The organism is Bacillus sp. IS1 (assembly GCF_032461585.1).
In the GTDB taxonomy this organism is placed as follows: domain Bacteria; phylum Bacillota; class Bacilli; order Bacillales; family Bacillaceae; genus Bacillus; species Bacillus velezensis.
In genome coordinates, this window is record NZ_JAWCWR010000001.1 from 1608801 (window position 1) to 1628720 (window position 19920).

At 47.9% G+C, this 19920-nt stretch carries 21 protein-coding genes; 2 read left to right on the forward strand and 19 right to left on the reverse strand.

Annotation, left to right across the window (positions count from 1 at the left end; genetic code table 11):
- Positions 1 to 2 precede the first annotated feature (2 nt).
- The 5 genes from recJ to RUW00_RS07800 form a co-directional block, all read right to left on the reverse strand.
- Complete coding sequence (gene recJ / locus RUW00_RS07780) at positions 3 to 2363, reverse strand: single-stranded-DNA-specific exonuclease RecJ (RefSeq protein ID WP_280145347.1); 2361 nt, start codon at positions 2361 to 2363, stop codon at positions 3 to 5.
- Positions 2364 to 2418: 55 nt separating this feature from the next.
- Positions 2419 to 2745 carry a LapA family protein gene (locus tag RUW00_RS07785; RefSeq protein ID WP_280145348.1) on the reverse strand — a complete coding sequence of 109 codons (327 nt, stop codon included), beginning with the start codon at positions 2743 to 2745 and terminating at the stop codon, positions 2419 to 2421.
- A gap of 63 nt (positions 2746 to 2808) precedes the next feature.
- Positions 2809 to 3306, reverse strand: a complete 498-nt coding sequence (locus tag RUW00_RS07790) for a cation:proton antiporter regulatory subunit (RefSeq protein WP_280145349.1) — start codon at positions 3304 to 3306, stop codon at positions 2809 to 2811.
- 131 nt (positions 3307 to 3437) lie between these two features.
- A complete protein-coding gene (gene secDF, locus RUW00_RS07795; RefSeq protein ID WP_014418530.1) occupies positions 3438 to 5657 on the reverse strand; it encodes a protein translocase subunit SecDF in 2220 nt (739 codons plus the stop codon).
- A gap of 36 nt (positions 5658 to 5693) precedes the next feature.
- The gene (locus RUW00_RS07800) at positions 5694 to 5990 is read right to left on the reverse strand and encodes a post-transcriptional regulator (RefSeq protein WP_021494385.1); all 297 of its coding nucleotides are present in this window, start codon (positions 5988 to 5990) and stop codon (positions 5694 to 5696) included.
- A gap of 115 nt (positions 5991 to 6105) precedes the next feature.
- On the opposite strand from RUW00_RS07800, the gene spoVB reads away from it, so the two are divergent.
- Complete coding sequence (spoVB, locus tag RUW00_RS07805; protein ID WP_007408188.1) at positions 6106 to 7662, forward strand: stage V sporulation protein B; 1557 nt, start codon at positions 6106 to 6108, stop codon at positions 7660 to 7662.
- 7 nt (positions 7663 to 7669) lie between these two features.
- Here the strand turns inward: spoVB and RUW00_RS07810 are convergent, their stop codons facing one another.
- Positions 7670 to 8326, reverse strand: a complete 657-nt coding sequence (locus tag RUW00_RS07810) for a DUF421 domain-containing protein (protein ID WP_280145350.1) — start codon at positions 8324 to 8326, stop codon at positions 7670 to 7672.
- Positions 8327 to 8492: 166 nt separating this feature from the next.
- Here RUW00_RS07810 and RUW00_RS07815 point away from each other — a divergent pair, with 166 nt between their 5' ends.
- Positions 8493 to 8879: a TIGR04086 family membrane protein gene (locus RUW00_RS07815; protein ID WP_003152697.1), complete on the forward strand. Its 387-nt coding sequence runs from the start codon at positions 8493 to 8495 to the stop codon at positions 8877 to 8879.
- A 51-nt stretch (positions 8880 to 8930) separates the two neighbouring features.
- Here the strand turns inward: RUW00_RS07815 and yajC are convergent, their stop codons facing one another.
- The 13 genes from yajC to nadB form a co-directional block, all read right to left on the reverse strand.
- Positions 8931 to 9191 carry a preprotein translocase subunit YajC gene (gene yajC / locus RUW00_RS07820; protein WP_007408187.1) on the reverse strand — a complete coding sequence of 87 codons (261 nt, stop codon included), beginning with the start codon at positions 9189 to 9191 and terminating at the stop codon, positions 8931 to 8933.
- 30 nt (positions 9192 to 9221) lie between these two features.
- Positions 9222 to 10367: a tRNA guanosine(34) transglycosylase Tgt gene (tgt, locus tag RUW00_RS07825; protein ID WP_014305500.1), complete on the reverse strand. Its 1146-nt coding sequence runs from the start codon at positions 10365 to 10367 to the stop codon at positions 9222 to 9224.
- A 27-nt stretch (positions 10368 to 10394) separates the two neighbouring features.
- The gene (queA, locus tag RUW00_RS07830; RefSeq protein WP_267543398.1) at positions 10395 to 11423 is read right to left on the reverse strand and encodes a tRNA preQ1(34) S-adenosylmethionine ribosyltransferase-isomerase QueA; all 1029 of its coding nucleotides are present in this window, start codon (positions 11421 to 11423) and stop codon (positions 10395 to 10397) included.
- A gap of 25 nt (positions 11424 to 11448) precedes the next feature.
- Positions 11449 to 11649 (reverse strand): DUF2905 domain-containing protein, encoded by a 201-nt coding sequence (locus tag RUW00_RS07835; protein ID WP_003152687.1) that lies wholly within the window; start codon positions 11647 to 11649, stop codon positions 11449 to 11451.
- Complete coding sequence (gene ruvB / locus RUW00_RS07840) at positions 11642 to 12646, reverse strand: Holliday junction branch migration DNA helicase RuvB (RefSeq protein WP_003152685.1); 1005 nt, start codon at positions 12644 to 12646, stop codon at positions 11642 to 11644. Before ruvB ends, RUW00_RS07835 begins: the two co-directional genes overlap by 8 nt.
- 10 nt (positions 12647 to 12656) lie before the next feature.
- Positions 12657 to 13262 (reverse strand): Holliday junction branch migration protein RuvA, encoded by a 606-nt coding sequence (gene ruvA, locus RUW00_RS07845; RefSeq protein ID WP_003152683.1) that lies wholly within the window; start codon positions 13260 to 13262, stop codon positions 12657 to 12659.
- A 134-nt stretch (positions 13263 to 13396) separates the two neighbouring features.
- On the reverse strand, positions 13397 to 13906 hold the full coding sequence (locus RUW00_RS07850; protein ID WP_012118093.1) for an intercompartmental signaling factor BofC: 510 nt from the start codon (positions 13904 to 13906) through the stop codon (positions 13397 to 13399).
- A gap of 132 nt (positions 13907 to 14038) precedes the next feature.
- Complete coding sequence (locus RUW00_RS22985) at positions 14039 to 14158, reverse strand: hypothetical protein (RefSeq protein ID WP_007612850.1); 120 nt, start codon at positions 14156 to 14158, stop codon at positions 14039 to 14041.
- Positions 14159 to 14290: 132 nt separating this feature from the next.
- Positions 14291 to 14884 carry a YhcN/YlaJ family sporulation lipoprotein gene (locus RUW00_RS07855; RefSeq protein ID WP_014721606.1) on the reverse strand — a complete coding sequence of 198 codons (594 nt, stop codon included), beginning with the start codon at positions 14882 to 14884 and terminating at the stop codon, positions 14291 to 14293.
- A gap of 147 nt (positions 14885 to 15031) precedes the next feature.
- Complete coding sequence (safA, locus tag RUW00_RS07860) at positions 15032 to 16237, reverse strand: SafA/ExsA family spore coat assembly protein (protein ID WP_095272512.1); 1206 nt, start codon at positions 16235 to 16237, stop codon at positions 15032 to 15034.
- A gap of 126 nt (positions 16238 to 16363) precedes the next feature.
- On the reverse strand, positions 16364 to 17467 hold the full coding sequence (gene nadA, locus RUW00_RS07865) for a quinolinate synthase NadA (RefSeq protein ID WP_280145351.1): 1104 nt from the start codon (positions 17465 to 17467) through the stop codon (positions 16364 to 16366).
- Position 17468: 1 nt separating this feature from the next.
- Positions 17469 to 18317 carry a carboxylating nicotinate-nucleotide diphosphorylase gene (gene nadC / locus RUW00_RS07870; RefSeq protein ID WP_280145352.1) on the reverse strand — a complete coding sequence of 283 codons (849 nt, stop codon included), beginning with the start codon at positions 18315 to 18317 and terminating at the stop codon, positions 17469 to 17471.
- Positions 18299 to 19864, reverse strand: coding sequence for an L-aspartate oxidase (gene nadB, locus RUW00_RS07875; RefSeq protein WP_095272518.1), 1566 nt, complete (start codon positions 19862 to 19864; stop codon positions 18299 to 18301). Before nadB ends, nadC begins: the two co-directional genes overlap by 19 nt.
- Positions 19865 to 19920 lie beyond the last annotated feature (56 nt).

Here is a 19920-nt window from a genome sequence, read left to right on the forward strand (position 1 = left end):
TTCTATGTCCTCCTCGTACTTTCATAAGCTTCTGAACCTTGGTTCATCAGCTTATTCAGCCATTCCTTCAGCTCATGGGCTGCGGAATAATTGAGCTTCTGGTCTAATTCCATCAGCTGCTGTTTTACCTGATAGGTTTGCGAATCTGCCAGGTCGCGTTTTTTCGCGCCGCTCACGACAGACAGCACACCATCTTCTATTTTAACAAAACCGAGATCAAAAAACACCTTTGTCATGAAATTGATTGTGTCAATTGACCATCCTCTGTGTCTCGCAAGCTCTGAACCATGCTTGCCGAAGTCAAAAGCGCCCCTTTTTAAGAGAAATGCGTAAAACCACTTGAAATCATTCCGCGATGGAAATGAGGACAGGAAATGTTCTTCATGATTGATAAAAACAAAATAAATCCGTTCCGGCTTCTTTCCGTCAAGCAAATGCTGCAGGCGATCCGCTGACGGCGGCACATCCAGAAAAACGGCATATTTTCCGTCAAGCTGGAGAGCTTCCGCCTCGGATTCCGATGTGATCCCGGCCAGCTCGCCCGACAGCTCTTTTTCACGAAGCTTCTGAGCGGTTTTTTCGTTAAAGCTGATGAGCACCCGTTTTTCCTTCGGCAGCGAGGTGACCGTGTCTTCCCACGTCCGCTTGCCCCTGATATCAAAAAGCTGCCATTCCGGCACCGCAGCATCTTTAATCATCAGCTGTGGTTTCTTTCTGTTGTTCCATTCATTAATGGACATCTCGCCGACAATGGAAATCTTTGATCCGGGGACAACTCCGGCTTCAAGCTCTCCTTTGTTAAAGCCGACGCAGTCAAGGACGGCGGAATCACTTTTCACCGTCATTTTCACGTGATTTTTATTCGCTCCGATCAGGCGCACATCATCAAGCACGGCATTTTTTACCATCACATGCGGTTTAGGGTTAAGCATGCCGAACGGTGACAGCATATTCAATTCTGTAATGCTTTCAACGGTTATGTCTTCTACGCCGCAGACAAGATCAACCTCCTGAACGGGAATAAAATCCTCTTCCGTAAGGGTTTCTTCAGCCATTTGATTCAGCCTGTCCCTTAATTCCGCCACATCTTCAGCCTTCAACGTCATTCCTGCCGCCATCGGATGCCCGCCGAAATGAGGAAGAATGTCTCTGCACTGTGAAAGGCTCGTAAAAAGGTTGAAGCCTCTGATGCTTCGCGCCGACCCTTTAGCGATGCCCTGCTCCTCATCTATCCCAAGCACAACAGCGGGCCGGTAAAAACGTTCAGCCAGCTTCGATGCGACAATACCGACGACTCCCGGATTCCAGCCGGCTTTTGCCACTACAATGGCAGACGGGTTTCCGCCTTGCTGCTGAACCATTTCAACAGCCTCTTCGGTCATGGTTTTCACCATTTTCTGCCGCTCTTTATTCAGCCGGTCAATATCCGAAGCCAGTTCCTCCGCTTCAAACTGATCTTCGGTCATCAGCAGATGCACGGCGGGATCGGCCTGTTCTATTCTTCCGACGGCATTGAGCCTCGGCGCGACCTGAAATCCGATCGTTTCCTCATCAGCTTGTCCGATATCTCCGCCGGAAAGCTTAATCAGAGCTTTGAGGCCCGGCCGATTTGTCGTCCGAAGCCTTTCGATCCCAAGTGACGCAATTAATCTGTTTTCATCATGAAGAGGCACCAGATCTGCAACCGTACCGATTGCCGCCAAGTCCAGCATAGCTTCCGGCAAAGAACCCGTAAGCGCGTGGGCAAGCTTAAACGCCACACCGACGCCGGCCAATTCTTTAAACGGATAGCCGCATCCCGGCTGCTTCGGATGGATAATCGCAAATACGTCAGGAAGCTCGGGTCCCGGCTCATGGTGGTCGGTAATAATGACGTCTAAGCCCAGCTCTTTTGCGACTTCAGCTTCATGGACGGCGGCGATTCCCGTATCCACTGTGATGATAAGCGAAAATCCCCGCTCTTTTATGGAGCGGAAAGCTTGTTCATTCGGGCCGTAGCCTTCTGTGAAACGGTCGGGAATATAAAAGTCAACGTCCGCCGACAGCTGTCTGAGTGCCGTCAGCATCACCGACGTGCTTGTAACGCCGTCTGCATCGTAATCTCCGTAAATCATAATCGGTTCCCCTTGAGAAACCGCCAGTTTTATCCGATCAACTGCTTCCCGCATTCCCTTTAATTCATACGGGTCATAAAAGTCTGCATCCTTTGTATGTAAAAACAGCCTTGCGCTTTCGGCAGTATCAAAACCTCTTTTTACAAGCAGTGATGCCACAAGAGGTGTTATGTCCAATTGTTCTGTGAGTGATTTGACTTTTTCCTGATCCGGCTGCTGGATTTCCCAGCGCATTTTTGACGCTAACATAAATTCACCCCTCAACCACCCTATTATACTAGAGCGGACTGAGGGGTTTCAAATGTTATTCTGATCCTTTTTTCTCTTCAAGCATTTCTTCCGGCGGCGCGGCTGTTTTTTGGCCGTCCGAATCAGCCGTCAATTCACCTGCGGATCTGTGTTCTTTCCGCAGCATTTTAATTTCGCGCTTCAGCTTCATCACTTGAAATATGCCGGCCGAAAACACGATCAGCGCTCCCATTAACACAGAACCTAAAATGACTAAAATCAGCGGCCATTCAGCGGTTCCGAACAGATAATCAACCTCAACCGCCCGCACGTTAATGACAGCAAAAATGGCGACAATCAGAGTAAATAGTAATGCGAATATAATAGTCCATTGTTTATTCATGCGTCTGCCCCCAATCGTTCACTCTTATCTTTTCCCCCATTTTCCCGGGAGTAAACCCCGGTCTCAGGAAATCCGGGCCGTTAACTGCTCGCGGACCAGCTTTTTCAGTCCGCTTCTTTCTCCCGATATGACGAGGGTGTCCCCTTCTTCAATTACGGTATCAATGCCGGGGCTCAGCTGTTTTTGCCGATTTTTCTTTACGATCGCAATAATCTGGACGTTGTAATGTTTCTTGACCTCCAAATCTCCGATTGTACGGCTGACAGCCGGTGCATGAGATTCGGCTTTAAACCACTCAATGACGAGGCCATCAAGCGCGACTTCCACAGATTCCAGCGCTTTCGGCTTATACGTCATCCCGCCTAAAATAGCGGAAATCTGCCTCGCCTCTTCGTCGTTAAATTCAACGGATGCCAGGCATTCGTCATGATCATTCTCATCGAAGTAATAGAGCTCTTTTCTGCCGTCATCATGAAGAATAATACTGATTTTATCGTGATTTTTCGTAATGACTTCTACTTTCTGGCCGATGCCCGGAAGCTCCGACTCACGAACGTTCATAAGAACCCTCCTACATGTTTTTACAATGATGATTGATTATGTAAGCGTATGTCATTATAGCAAATGCAGGTTTTAAGTTCAATGCAGCCTGAAAAAACAGGCTGCCTTCTGCAAGACAGCCTGTTCCCATTTTACTCTTCGATTGATTTTTTCCCTTTAAATTCTTTTCCTTTCCATACAAGCCACAGCTGCGCGGCGATGTAAAGAGAGGAATAAACACCCGTCAATAAACCGACCAATAAAGCGACGGAGAAGTTTGTAATTGACGATGAGCCCAAAATGAGCAGCACGACGACAACAATCACAACGGTCAAGACCGTATTGATCGAACGTGTAAAGGTTTGCTGCAAGCTCAGATTCACGATATGTTCCAGATCGGCAAATGACTTCGGCTTACGTTTTTTCATCTGCTCACGTATCCGGTCAAATGTAACGATCGTATCATTTATCGAGTAACCGATTATGGTGAGTACAGCGGCGATAAAGGTGACATCGACCTCCAGCCTGGTAATGCTGAAAAACGCGACGATAAAGAAAGCGTCATACAGCAGGGATACAATTGCGGCGATTGCCATTCTGTACTCGAAACGGATTGACACGTAAATAATGATGCCGATTGATGCAATGGCGACAGCATATAAAGCATTACGGGCCAGTTCTTTTCCGACTGTCGGCGATACCGTGCTGACGTTCGGTTCAGATCCGTATTTGTCCTTAAAATACGTTTTGATTTCAGCTATTTTTTCTTTAGATGGCTCTCCGACAAACCGGGCCGCGGCAACATGGTTCTCTTTACCAGAAAGCACGATGTTTTCCGGCTCCATGCCGAGAGAATCAAAATCTTTTTCAACCTGCTGCGCCGTCAAAGAATGATTGCTCTGCACGTCAATCCGCGCGCCGCTTGCAAAATCGATTCCCAGGTTGAGTTTAAAGACCAGTAAGATGATAATTCCCGCAATGGTTACAGCGCTTGAGAAAATAAAGAAATATTTTCGCTTGCTCGTGAAATCCCATTTTTGGAATGCCGTATGCGGTTCAGTATTTTCATCCGTTTTTTGAATGTCCATAATATGTTTTTTCTTGACGCCGAACCAGCCTTTTTTCCGGTCAAGCCATCTGCTTTCCACGAGAAGAGAGAGCAGGAATCTTGAAAGGAAGACAGCTGTAATAAAGCTTGTCAGAATTGACAGAATCAGCATCGTCGCAAACCCTTTTACAGAGCTTGTCCCGAAAATAAAGAGCACGACCGCTGCGATGATCGTTGTGATGTTCGCATCGAAAATCGTCGCGAATGACCGTCTGTTCCCTGAACGGAAAGCTGAGCGGACGGATTTGCCGAGTTTCAGTTCTTCTTTTATCCGTTCATAGGTGATGATGTTGGCGTCAACCGCCATCCCGACACCCAAAATGAGCGCCGCAATACCCGGAAGCGTCAGCACCGCCTGCATCCAGTCAAACACTTGAAGCGTAATATACACGTATACAGAAAGCGTAATTACCGCTATGAGTCCAGGCAGTCTGTAATAAAGCAGCATAAATAAGAAAACAATTGCAATACCGATGATGCCGGCCTCTACCGTATCATGCAAAGCCTGCTGTCCGAATTGCGCCCCTACGGAAGTAGAGTATTTTTCGGTCAGCTTCACAGGCAGCGCGCCCGCGTTTAAAATATTGGCCAAGTCCTTCGCTTTTTGAACGGTGAACTGGCCTTCAATCGTGACATCCTTCGTGTTTAATTCCCGGCTCACATTCGGAGCGGATACATATTTCGGATGTTTTTTGCCGACTTCTTTTTTAAATGAATCGCCTTTTTGGTAATCAAGCCAGATCACAAGCTGATTATTAGGCGCCATTTTCTTGACTTTTTTCGTCACTTCTCCGAACTTATCCGCATCCTTCAGCTTAACGCTGACAATCGGTTCGTTCGTCGTCGGATCAAAGGTTTGCTTCGCGCCGTTTTCCACGAGATCAGAGCCGTTTAACAGCTCTTTATCATTCGTATCCCTGAACGAGAGCTGCGCTTCCGTTGACAGAATTTCGCGCGCCCTGTTCTGATTCGTGACGCCCGCCAGCTGAACGCGGATGCGGTTATTTCCTTCAATCTGAATGTTCGGCTCGCTTACGCCGAGAACGTTAGCCCGGCGGTTCAGCGCCTGCACCGTGCTGACGAGCACGTCTTTTGTGATTTTATCGCCTTTTTTGACGGGCTGCACATCGTACAGAACTTCAAACCCGCCGCGTAAATCCAATCCTAACGTAATATTATTGGCAGCCGGTTTTGTAAAATACCCCAGCCCTGTGCCGATCAATAATACGATCAGGAAAAACGCAATCAAGCGTCCTTTTTTCATTATGTATTTCCTCCTTAAACCTATGCCGTCAAATCATTATCTCAGCAGTTCATCTAAAGCTTCCTGACCCTCATCGCTTTCCAGCCAATTAGACGACTTAAAAGCTTCAACGGTTGCATAGTTCATAAAATCGCCAATTTTAACTGATAAAATATTACCGGCCAATTCATGCAGCGGCAGTTCCTTTTTCTGTTTCCACTTTTTATGTATTAAGTATGACCATAAACTCTCGTGCTCAACATCATCGTATCCGAGGATTTTGAACTCTTCAAGTTTACTGTACAAAAAAGGCCGCAAATGATCTTTGTATATTTCGGCGGGATGTTTCTCCACTGGGCGCTCGCTCCTTTTTCCATTTTTCTCGAAGACTTGTCATGCTCGGACGACATCGGCGCATATCTTTATTGTATATGATTCCAGGTAGTTTGAGAAGGCAGGGGTTTATAAAATGGCAAAACAGACTTTTTTAAGAGGCACTCTTATTCTCATCGCAGCCGGGATGATTACGAGAATGCTCGGCTTTGTCAACCGGGTGGTTATCGCCCGGTTTATCGGTGAAGAAGGGGTCGGTTTATACATGATGGCTGCCCCGACATTTTTTTTGGCCACCACTTTGACTCAATTCGGCCTCCCCGTTGCCATCAGCAAACTTGTCGCTGAAGCAAGCGCGCGGGGGGACCGGCAGAAAATGAAACACATTTTAGTGATGTCGCTTACCGTCACCGGGATATTAAGTCTCATCTTCACGCCGCTGTTTTTATGCTTTGCGCCGATTATGTCCGAAACGATGCTGACGGATCAGCGCACGGTTTACCCGCTTCTGGCGATTACGCCCGTCGTGCCGATTATCGCGATCTCCAGCGTGCTGCGCGGTTACTTTCAGGGCAGGCAGAATATGAACCCGCTGGCGTTTTCCCAAGTGCTTGAGCAGATCGTGCGGATTTCACTTGTCGCAGTCTGCACGACGGTGTTTCTGCCGTACGGGATTGAATATGCCGCAGCCGGAGCTATGATTTCGTCTGTCATCGGGGAGCTTGCCTCTCTTATTTATTTATTCATTTGTTTTAAAGCAAATAAAACAATCAGAATCAGAAAACAATTTTTCAAGTCGATTGCAAATGGAAAAGAAACCTTCCGCCAGCTGATGAGCGTGTCGCTCCCGACAACCGGAAGCCGCTTCATCGGAAATTTATCTTGGTTTTTTGAACCTATTGTCGTCGCGCAAAGCCTTGCGATTGCAGGAGTGGCCACCGCTGCCGCCACCAGCCAGTACGGGGAGCTGACCGGATTTGCCATGACGGTTTTGACGCTGCCCAGCTTTATAACCTATTCTCTGTCAACGGCGCTTGTTCCTGCGATCAGTGAAGGAATGGAGCAAAAAAAGCTGCAAGTTGTCGAATACCGTCTGGAACAGGCGATGAGGCTGTGTCTTTTAAGCGGAGGCATTTCGGTGGTTATTTTATTCTCTTTCGCTGATGAACTGATGTCCGTCATGTACGGATCAACTAATGCGGCGGTATTTGTTAAAGTGATGGCGCCGTTTTTTCTGCTTTATTATTTTCAGGGGCCCCTTCAGGCGGTGCTGCAGGCTCTCAATTTAGCCGGGGCCGCCATGATGAACAGTTTTATCGGCGCCGCTGTCAAAACTGGCCTAATTTTTGTTTTGGCGACCAGGCCTTCATTGGGCATCATGGGCGCCGCACTTGCGATTGTAACGGGGATGGTCCTTGTCACCCTGCTGCATGCGGCCACCGTAAGCAAGGTGCTTCCGATCAGCATTAAAATAAAAGAATACGCGCTCTGTTTTGCCGTCATATTCATTTGCGGTTATGTCAGCCGCATCATCAAGCACGCCGTTCATTTTTCAGGGTCAGAGGCTGTTAATCTCACAGGCTGGATTGCAATGACCGCGATTTTGTACATTGCGCTTCTTCTGTTATTCAGGCTGATTAAAAGGGAAGAGCTGATCCGGATTCCGGTCATCGGCAAGTTCGTGACGCGGTGAAACCGATTTATGGCTCCCCTTTTTCATCTTTAAGATCAATAAAAAAAGCGCCGTCCGTAAACGTGCAGAATGATATAACCGAAAGATCGCGATATCCTCTTTTTGCTAAACTTTTTTCGAGCCAGTGTTTATCTTTCCCGATTCTGTCCAGATGCTCGTTCTGAATGACCCCGTCAACGATAAGCGATGTTTCCATCTGCTTATCCTTATTAGTTTTCTTTTTGACGATCGACAGTTTGCCCGAAGACTCCAAAATGGCGTATGACACGTCAGAGATTCTATCGATGTTATTCTCCCTCAGCTGCATAAGAAGATCGTCAAAATTGTAGCGCTGCGATCTCATCGCCCGTTCATCAATTTTTCCCTGTTTTATAATAATGGTGGGTTTTCCGTCAAGCAGCTGCCGTATTTTTTGGCTTTTGAGCGAAATAAAAGCAAGGCTTACTTGAATAATCATTAAAACGACAATCGGCACAATTGTATGCAAAAGCTTATCTTTTACATTTTCAATTGCCAATACGGCAATCTCGGCAATCATAATGGAGACGACAAGGTCTAAAATGCTCAGTTCTCCGATTTCCCGTTTTCCCATCAGTCTGAAAATCACAAGAATGATAAAATAAAGCACAATCGTACGAAACGTAATAATGAAAATATCTTCCATATCGCACCTCCAACGGTCATAGCATTTGCCACCGGCTCTGAATTATGTAAGAAAAGGGCTGAACATCATGCATTTACGTCTAATTCGAACATTCAGAGAATACATTTAGAAAAAGACGGGCTCCGGCTTGTCATATATCAGGCCACAGGGCGGAGAGGAGATAAAAATGGAAGAAACGAAACAAGTGGGAAGAGGCGTCTTGTACGGCTTAGTGGCTATCTTTGCGGTGATGCTTCTTACGAGTTTGGCGATTTCGCTTTTACTGACGGTTACCTCAATGGAAGAATCATCTTTCAGCTGGCTGATCACCGCGCTTTCCTTTCTTTCTTTATTTGCGGGCGGTTTTATATCGGGCGGCAAAGCGAAGGAAAAAGGCTGGATGATCGGAGCGTTAACCGCCGTCTGTTTTTCATTAATCATCTTGCTGTTTCAATATTTAGGGTTCGGAAAAACGTTTACATCCGGTCAGCTTTTGTTTCATCTCGGCTTTTTGGGAGTCAGCATGCTGGGCGGCATTTTCGGAGTGAATTTGAAAGGAAGCAGATCAGCGTAATAAAAAAAGAGCGGATTCTCCGCTCTTTTTTTGTATGTATGAGCTTCGCTGTTATTCAGCGGAAGCTTCTCTGATTGCGCGGCGGTCAAATGTTAAACGGGTGTTATCACCTGTTTTAATGACGACCTTGCTTTCATCAATTGAATCAACAGTGCCGTGCAATCCTCCGATTGTCACCACTGTATCCCCTTTTTTCAGCTCTTCCTGCATCTGGCGTACGGCCTTCTGCTGCTTTTGCTGCGGACGGATGAGCAGGAAATAAAGCACTGCAAACATTAAAATAATAGGAACGATTGTGCCTAAAGTACCCATCTGTTTCCCTCCTTTCAAGAATGGTTTTATTTAGAAGCTTTTCGCATTTGGCTTATTATAGCCGTAACGCTCAAAGAACTCTTCTCGGAAATCACCAAGACGATCCTCCCGGATGGCTTGTCTGACCTGCTCCATTAAGTGTAACAGAAAATGAAGGTTATGGTAAGTTGTTAATCGAATTCCAAACGTTTCATTACAGCGGATCAAATGTCTGATGTAAGCGCGGGAGTAATTTTGGCATGTATGGCAGCTGCACTCTTCGTCAATCGGACGGAAATCACGCTCATATTTGGCGTTTTTCATGTTCAGACGCCCTTCATTCGTAAACACCGTGCCGTTTCGGGCAATCCGGGTCGGCAGTACGCAGTCAAACATATCCACGCCGCGGATGGCGCCGTCAATTAAGGCATCCGGTGAACCCACACCCATTAAATATCTCGGCTTGTCCTTCGGTAAAAGCGGAGTTGTAAACTCAAGCACTCGGTTCATGACGTGCTTCGGCTCGCCGACAGATAATCCGCCTATGGCATAACCCGGAAAATCAAGCGAAACCAAGTCTTTTGCACTTTGTGTCCGAAGATCTTCGTATTCTCCGCCCTGTACGATTCCGAACAGCCCCTGCTCATCTGAGCGCCCGTGCGCCTCCAGGCAGCGTTCCGCCCAGCGGCTGGTCCGTTCCACAGAGCGTTTCATGTAATCATACTCTGCCGGATACGGCGGACACTCATCAAACGCCATCATGATATCAGAGCCGAGGGCGTTTTGAATTTCCATCGCTTTTTCCGGAGATAAAAACAGTTTGTCTCCGTTTAAGTGATTGCGGAAATGAACGCCTTCTTCTTCTATATTACGAAACTTGCTCAATGAAAAGACCTGAAAACCGCCGGAATCCGTTAAAATCGCGCGGTCCCAGTTCATAAACTTATGAAGCCCGCCCGCTTCTTTTACAATGTCGTGTCCCGGACGGAGCCATAAATGGTACGTATTGCTTAAAATAATGCCCGCATCCATAGATTTCAGCTCGTCCGGAGACATCGTCTTTACCGTAGCAAGCGTGCCGACCGGCATAAATACAGGCGTCTCAAAGGAGCCGTGGGGCGTATGAACTCTGCCCAGGCGCGCTCCCGTTTGTTTGCATTCCTTTATAAATTCATAACGTATCGGTTGTTCAGCCACTTTGTATGAGGCCTCCTGTCATTCAAATTAGATAATCAGCATGGCGTCGCCAAAGCTGAAGAAACGATATTCCTCTTCTACCGCATGACGGTAGGCGGAAAGAACATGCTCTCTGCCGGCAAGCGCAGAAACGAGCATGATAAGGGAAGATTTCGGCAGATGAAAATTGGTGATCATGCCGTCAATCGCCTTAAATTCATATCCCGGATAAATGAAGATGGACGTCCAGCCGCTTGAAGCGGTAAATACGCCGTCATGCTCGCCGGCAATGGTTTCCAGGGTGCGCGTTGATGTCGTCCCGACCGACACGATGCGCCCTCCCGCCTTTCTGACCTCGTTTAAAGAGGCGGCGGTTTCTTCCGTCATTTCATAAAATTCCGCGTGCATGTTATGCTCTTCCACATCATCCGCACTGACCGGGCGGAATGTGCCGAGTCCCACATGAAGTGTGATAAATTCAATCCGCACACCCTTTTGCTTCAGCTCGTCCAGAATCTCTTCCGTAAAATGAAGTCCGGCCGTCGGAGCTGCGGCAGATCCAATTTCTTTTGAAAAGACGGTCTGATACCGTTCTCTATCATCAAGCTGCTCTTTAATATAAGGAGGCAGCGGCATTTCACCGAGTGATTCAAGCACTTCGTAAAAAATCCCGTCATACCGGAATTCTATTTTTCTGCCTCCGTGATCAAGCTCCTCCGTGCAGACCGCTGTCAGCCGGCCGTCGCCGAATGTCAGGACCGTTCCTTTTTTTACGCGTTTCGCCGGCTTTACGAGCGTTTCCCATGTATCATTTTCTTCCTGTTTTAATAACAGAAGCTCCACTTTCGCCCCCGTATCTTCTTTTGTGCCGAATAATCTTGCAGGCAGCACACGGGTATTGTTCAAGACGAGGCAATCCCCTTCATTAAAAAAGCTTACAATCTCTTTAAATGAACTGTCCGTCAGCCCGCCCGTCTGTTTGTCGAGCACCATCAGCCGCGATGCGTCACGCTCTTTCAGCGGCACTTGGGCAATGAGGCGTTCAGGCAGTTCAAAATCAAATAAATCGACTTTCATCATTTCACCTTAATTCTGTCTATTGTTATTTCATTCTGCCGAAAAAATTAAGCAGAATGGATAGTATCACACTGATCACAATACAAGTGACAACGGGAAAGAAAAATGTAACATTTCCCTTCTTAACGAAAATATCTCCGGGCAGCCTTCCGACAAAGTGCCAGACTGCGCCGGCAATAAGCAAAACGGCACCGAGAACCATGAGAACCTTCGGAAAGTCAGTCACGGGCGGGCGCCTCCAATCGAAAATGTTCATACACAGCGGGAGTCACGACCCGTCCCCTCGGCGTCCTCTGGAGAAATCCGATCTGCAGCAGATACGGTTCGTACACATCCTCTATTGTATGCGGTTCTTCGCCGATTGTCGCGGAAATCGTATCAAGGCCGACGGGACCGCCGCTGAATTTTTCGATCATGCCCATCAGCAGCTTATGGTCGATATGATCGAGGCCGAGCGCATCGACTTGAAGACGTTCGAGCGCATCGTGAGCGATTTCTTCCGTGATGCGGCTGTCGCCGAGCACCTGGGCAAAATCTCTCACCCTTCTGAGCAGCCGGTTTGCAACCCGCGGTGTTCCCCTTGACCGTCTGGCGATTTCCAGAGCCGGAGCTTCTTCGATATCCACTTCAAAAACGTCAGCCGTTCTTGACACGATATCTGTCAGCTCTTCCTGCGTATAGTATTCAAGGCGCGACAGCACCCCGAACCGGTCTCTGAGCGGTGCGGTCAATAATCCGACCCTTGTCGTCGCTCCTACAAGCGTAAAAGGGGGAAGGTCGAGACGGACGGAGCGGGCGGACGGGCCTTTTCCGATGACGATATCAAGGCAGAAATCCTCCATCGCCGGGTACAGCACTTCCTCAATTGAGCGGTTCAGCCTGTGAATTTCGTCTATAAACAGCACATCCCCTGGTTCGAGCGCCGTCAAAATGGCTGCCAAATCTCCCGGTCTTTCGATGGCGGGACCTGACGTCGTCCGCATCTCCACACCCATCTCATTGGCCACGATAGACGCAAGCGTTGTTTTCCCGAGACCCGGAGGCCCGTATAAAAGAACGTGGTCCAGTGTTTCCTGCCTCATTTTCGCCGCATCGATAAACACGCGCAGATTTTCTTTCACCTTCTTTTGGCCGATATACTGGGCGAGATTCTGCGGCCTGAGGCTTTGCTCGATTATTGATTCATGGCTGTCTGCTTCACTTGAAACGAGCCGTTCATCCATGAACATCACCTTACTTTAATAATTTTTGCAATGCTTTTTTCACATATTGATCTGTTGAAAGCGCCGTTTCCTCTTTTAAGTGAGGAAGCACTTTTTTAATTTCTTTTTCGGCGTAGCCGAGAACCCGGAGCGCTTCAAGCGCCTCGTCAAGCGCCGTTTCAGCCTCTTGTTTTTCAATGCGCGCTTCATGATTGAACAGGTTGTCAATCATTTCAGGCACGACGTCGGCCAGTTTGCCTTTCAAATCAAGAATAATCTGCCGCGCCGTTTTTTTGCCCACACCCGGAAATTTCACCAAAAAGGCTTCGTCTTCCTGTTCGATCGCTTCGATGACGGCTCCGGGATCACCGGAACCGAGGATGGCGAGGGCCCCTTTAGGCCCGATGCCGGTGACGTTCAGCAGCTTTGTGAAAAGCGCTTTTTCTTCCCGGGTTGAAAAACCGTACAAAGAAAAGGCGTCTTCTTTTATATGATGATACGTAAAAATGGTCTCTTGATTGCTTACCTTATAAATAAACGGATTCGGAGTGAAGACCTGATAGCCGATTCCGCCGTTTTCAATCACGATGTATTGGGGAGATACGTAATCAATCGTCCCCTTCACGAATTCAATCACACCTATTCACCTCTTTGACTGCTTATCATTGTAACACAAAAACAGCCAAAGTCTTATAGAAAAGTTAACGTATGTTCGCTTTGACACCTTCCATTCAGAAAAAAAAGACATGTGTCACATGTCTTGCGTCAAAGTCAGCCGCTGTAAGTCTTAATATGATCGATCACGCTCTCAAACTCCGCTTTTGTTCTGTACGGTATGCCGTGTTCCAAGTGCTTTTGCAATCGGCTTTCCAGCCTTTCTATATCAATCTGGAAGAAAGACTGAATCGGCTCGGCCAGCGATCCGGGACGGCCGTGAAAAGTGGAGATGACGCCTCCGTCCGTGACGCCGATATAACCGTTAACCTTACTGAGCGGAGAAATATCATCAACATGCTTACGGAAAAGGACGAAGCCTTTTTTCTGCTCAACGAGCGTCCAGCCGGCATATGCGGCCCAAAAATCCTCCATCGCTAAAACGGTTTCATCCGTATGTTCAATGCCGACATCACCGTCAAGATAGACCTTTTCCAGCTGGACATGCACCCGAAGCGGCCCGTAATGCTCGACCTCCGCCCCGTATGCGCCTTTTCCTCCGCAAATCAGGACTGCAGCCGATAAGATAAGCATAAACAATAGACGAGCACCGCAAATTCGTTTCACCAATAACACCTCTTTATTCAATCAAACTCTTGATGCTAGTTTGACCAAAGATGCCGGTGCTTAACCGTTTGCTTTCATTTGTCTGTTTCAGCCGAAAAAAAGCAGCTCTCTATATGAGGGCTGCCCCGATGATTATGCCCGGCCGGCTGAAATCAGTTTCATTTGTCCGGGCGTCAGTTTGAGCCGGTATCCCCTTACGGTCAGATACACAGTTTTTGCTCCGCGGCTTTTGTCATGCTCCGTTTTTTTCATCCCGGCCCCTCCGTTACGTTTTATTACTTTTATGTTAACACCGCAATATAAAGAGTGTTTTAAGAATATGTAAAGAAATGATGAAGATTTATCCATAAAAATACTGCCGGATGAAATCATCCGGCAGTCCGTTTAACGGCTGTTTCTGTTCATGTCTTGCAGCTTTGTAAAAGTAGCGTTGTCGGTAAACACTTGAATTGTACGGCCGTCCGCGAATTTTTTGGCCGCATGTTTGACATGTTTATCATCATTTTTCGTAAAAGGATGATTTGTTCTGACGGCAATGACGACTCTCGTGTCAGTCACGATGACCTGACTATCCTGTACGCCTTTTACTTTTTTCACGCGGTTTGCAACTTTTGCCGCCAACCTGATGTTTTCGGCGTTGTCATACCCATTATAAGACATTGCTGCCGGCGGCGTATTGACATTTCGGCCGTTATATGTGCCGTCCGTCGTTAACGGAACCCCGTCATTAGGCGCGTACTGGTCGGACACGTTTGTCGTATTATGACGGCCGTTTCGGTTTTCCATCATTTCAGAAACGGGTCCTTGATGGTCCATTCCGTACTGGCCTCTGCCGTTACCATTATCATTCGAATAATATCCGACCGGACGTGTTGACTGATTGTAGCGTCCGTCATTCATGGCATTATTTGCTCCGCATGCCGTTAAGCTTGCCGTCACGGCTAAAACGCCCGCGATTGTCATCAGTTTTTTACCCAATGGAAAAACCCCCCGTGGATTCATCGCTGTTTGAGCGTTTTCCGCTCATGTTTAGGATGTGCGGCCGACGGCGGGTTTAAGCTTGTCAGTTATGTCCATTCCTCAGTTGGACATAAAAAAAGGAACGACATACATCGTCCCGAAACATTAATCTTCTTCTTCTTCCGGCCGTCCGAATACTTGATTTGGACTCGGCTGATTCGGCGCGGCATTGGGATTTGCTCCGCCATAAGGCATAAAATAGCCGGCACTTGCGCCCATATTCGGATACGGCTGCACAGGCATATTTGCGTGATGATGATGTGAACCATGATGATGTGAACCGTGGTGATGATGGTGGTGGTGATGTGAATCATGGCAGCCGCAATCATCATCCTTATATTTTCCATCATGATGAGGCACGTTTGCGTAATGTGACGAATATCCGCCGTAATACGGCATTTGACCGTAAGGAGCACCACCGAAACCAGATGCAGAACCATCATAATGCTCTGCATTTTCATGGGCCTGATTTTCATATTCACCGTAACCCGCATGCGGCCCAAATCCCGGATGATGGAATCCGTACGGTAACGGCATCGGCATGACCGGAAAGCCTCCGAAACCTCCTCCAAAACCGCCGAAACCTCCGCCTACCGGGAAGCACGGATGGCATAATCCAGAACCCGGCAGCATCGGTGTCACCGGAACCGGACAAGGACAAGGCATGCACGGCATCGGGTAATGCATAAAAGGCGGTTCAACGGCCGGCATATTCGGAAACGGGACATTCGGAATGTTTGGCATGTTCGGCAGATGATAAGCGGCGTTTTCTTCTTCCATCTTTCCGGCTTCAGGCGCCTTTGGCATATTCGGGTAATTCGCGTTTTCCATGTTGATCATTTCCTCCTGTTGTGGAATGTTATTGTCATGCTCTTTTTCTTTCGGCTCGACAAAATGTGTCACCGGTTCCTCCGGCTTAGGAGGCGACCACGGCTGAAACAGCTGATTGGACGGGTAATATTGGTTCATATCAGCTTCCGGCAGCACATTTTCATGCTTTTCAGGGATTGGCGGCACATACGGAATCGACGGCTTTGGTTCTTCCGGTATGGTGTCTTCAATGTCCACAACTGATTTCGGTTTTTCTTTGGCATATGGATGCTCATGCTTATGCGCAGACGTTCCGAAGCCGGCCTTAGGTTCTTTTCTGACCGGAACGGCTTCTGAAGGCACCTTTATCTTCATTCCAGGCATAATTAAGTCTGGATTGCTAAGCTGATGATTCAGTTTTTTTAACTCTTCAAGATCAACTCCGTATTTTTCAGCTATTTTCCAGAGCGAATCGCCTTTTTGAACGATATGAATTTTCAACGTTTTCCCCTCCTATGCACAAAACGTGAACGGTACATTTGTCATTACAATACGTTTCTTCACACTATATGCCGATGGACTGGGCATGATGATAAAAAATTTGGGAAGGAGGGGAAATTTTTATAATTACGTATGACTCAGCATTCTGTTCAAAGCACGAAGCGCTTCTGTCCGAACCGCTTCCGGAACTTTAATGACACCCTTCAGCTCGCCTTTTTCAAGCTGCTCAAGCGACCACAATAAATGCGGCAGATCGATTCTGTTCATTGTCAGACACGGACACATATCGGGATTCAATGATTCAATCTGTTTATCCGGATGCGATTGAATGAGGCGCTGAACAAGATTCATTTCCGTTCCGATCGCCCACTTGCTTCCCGGTTCAGCCTGTTCAATCGTATCAATAATGTATTTGGTAGACCCGCTGTCGTCACTGAGCGAGACCACTTCCCTCGAACATTCCGGATGAACGATAATGCGGATGCCGGAATCCCGCTGCCGCAGCTGAGAAATATTTTCCGCTGTGAACTTTTCGTGTACGGAGCAATGCCCTTTCCAAAGGATGACTTTAATGTTTTCCGGATGGTCAGTAAGCAATCGGTTCTGCCCCGGGTCCCATACAGCCATTTCTGTCAGCGGAATGCCGAGATCATAGGCTGTATTTCTGCCTAAATGCTGATCCGGCAAAAATAAAATTCTCTCTTTTTGTTTAAAAGCCCATTTCAGCACACTCCGGGCATTCGAAGAGGTGACGGTCGCTCCTCCGTGCCGTCCGACGAATGCTTTAATTTCCGCCGTCGAGTTAACATATGTTAACGGAATGATGGTGTTACCGTACAGTTCTTGAAGCTCTTGCCATGCTTTGTCCGTCTGCTGAATATCTGCCATATCAGCCATCGAGCATCCGGCGCGCATATCGGGCAAAATGACGGTTTGGTTATCATCAGTCAGCATATCAGCGGTTTCCGCCATAAAATGCACGCCGCAAAACACAATATATTCCGCCTCTTTATTTTTTTCTGCCACTTGAGCAAGCTGCAGGGAGTCACCTGCCGTATCGGCGAATTGTATTACTTCGTCTTTTTGATAGTGATGCCCCGGAATGAACAGGCGCTTTCCGAAATCCCGTTTAATGGCGGCGACCCGCTTCTCCATTTCTCCGGTGCTCATGTCTTTATAATAGCTCGGCATCATTTCGCCTGATGCAGTTAACACGTCAAAAATAGACATCTTAAAAATCCCCCTGTTCCGCAGCCTCAACATCCATGCTGATGTCGGCGCTTTTTACTGAATGAGTCAGAAATCCGAGTGAAATATATTGGACGCCCGTTCCTTTATAAGCGGGCAATGTGTCGAGCGTTATGCCTCCGGATGCTTCCGTTTTGATATGGCCCGGTGTCATGCCTGCAAAACGCCGGACGGACTCAGGCGGACAGTTGTCAAACATAATAACGTCTGCGCCCGCTTCTATTGCCTCGAGCAGCTGCTGTTCCGATTCGATTTCGACTTCAACCGCAAGCATCTGCCCCGCCGTTTTTCTTGCCCGCTCCACGGCCGCCTTTATCGATCCGCAGGCGGCAATATGATTATCTTTTATCATGATGCCGTCATATAAGCCGAAGCGATGATTAAAGCCGCCTCCGACCCGAACGGCGTATTTTTCCAGCATTCTGAGCCCGGGTGTCGTTTTTCTCGTATCACAAAGCTTGATGGACGGATCATCAAGATTCCTTTTGGCCTCATCCGTCATTGTCGCAATGCCTGACATTCTTTGTATGAGATTCAGAATGACCCGCTCCCCCGTAAGAAGAGCCGCCGCCTGGCCTTCCATTTCAGCGAGCACGTCTCCTTTTTTCATCCGTTCTCCGTCTTTTTTCAGGGAGCGGACGCGGATATCATCGTGTAAAAGCTTCCATCCTTCACGGATAACGGATTCTCCGGCAAACACGCCGTCTGTTTTTGCGATGATTCGCGCTTTACATTGCTGATCAGAAAAAATCGCTTGTGACGTCGCATCACCCGTTCCGATATCTTCCTGAAAAAAATGAGTCAGCATTTGTTTCAGCTGCAGAATGTCCATAGTTCCCCAATCCTTTCGTTTTTTCTGATAACTGTTCCAGATGTTGAATGAATGATTTGTTTTCCGTGCCACTCTTTCTCCGTCCCGGGAAAATCAGCGCGAAAATGAGCGCCCCTGCTTTCTTCCCGAATAAGGGCTGAGGTCACAACAAGTTGCGCAGTCTTCCATAGGCAGGATAGCTCGGCTTGTTCTATTGTGATATCCTTCACATTTATATGACGCACAGATACGTTGTTAAGCCAGGATGCCAACGCCTGCATGTTTTCTTTTTCCCTGACGATGCCCGCTCCGGTTGTCATTTTGGCTTGGAGCACATGAAGCGTTGTGTCCGGCACTTCTAAGATGACGTCAAATTTCTTCGGGGTTTTTTTATATCTTCCGTTTAACGGTGTTTGAATGATATGTTCAGCACATCGTTGCCCGCTTGCCAGCGCTTCCAGCAGTGAGTTGCTCGCAAGGCGGTTCGCCCCGTGCAAGCCTGTGCAGGCGGTCTCGCCTATAGCGTACAAATCAGGCACGGACGTTTTCCCCCATGTATCGGCTTTTACTCCGCCCATTAAAAAATGCATTCCGGGTGCTACGGGAATTCCGCTTTCAAGATCAACACCGGCTGTTTGACAAATTTCTGTTATGGTCGGAAAACGTTTCTTAAAATCAGCTATTCGGCTGCAATTTATAAAAACAGGATTTTCTCTCATCATTTCTTCATAAATCGCCCGTGAAACCACATCCCGGGGCGCCAAATCTTCTAGTGCGTGTCTGCCAGCCATGATCCTGCGCCCGAAGCGATCCGCTAAATATCCGCCTTCTCCTCTCACTGCTTCAGAAATCAGACCGTACACAGTCCCGTTTTTCACAAGGAGGGTCGGGTGGAACTGGGTGAACTCCATATCCGTGATCTCAGCTCCAGCGCGGAAGGCAAGAGCGATGCCGTCTCCCGTTATGGCGGAATCATTTGTGTGATATTGGTACAGACTGCCGCAGCCGCCTGATGCAAGCACTACACAATCCGCTCTTCTGTAAGAAACGGCGCCTGAAGCATCCTTTACGGCAACGCCTGCGCATCGCCCGTGTTCAATCAGCAGATCAACAACCGTCTCGTGTTCAATGATCCGAATGCCGTCCCTCAGCTGCTGAACCAGAAACTCAACCAACATCCGTCCGGTCGCATCTCCCCCGGCGTGCAGAATCCTCCTTTTGGAATGAGCGCCTTCCCTGCCGAGACAAAACGTTCCGTCCGACTTCGTATCAAAAGGGAAATGGCCTTCTATCAGCCTGTTTATCATGCTCTGTCCGCTTTTCAGCAAATGCCGCACGGCTGTCACGTCATTGTGTCCGCATCCCGCATACAGTGTATCGTTCACATGGGATTCTAAAGAGTCATCTTTTGCGTATGAAACAGCAATCCCGCCTTGAGCATAATGCGAATTGCTGTTCGTTACGTTTCTCTTTGTGATGACGGTCACTTGATATGACGGAGGAAATGAGGAAGCACAGGCAAGGGCCGCCGTCCCCGAACCAATGACGATAATTGTTTTTTCAGACATACATCACCCTCCTGTTATATTTACACCTGTCTTGACACCTATATTTACACAGCGAT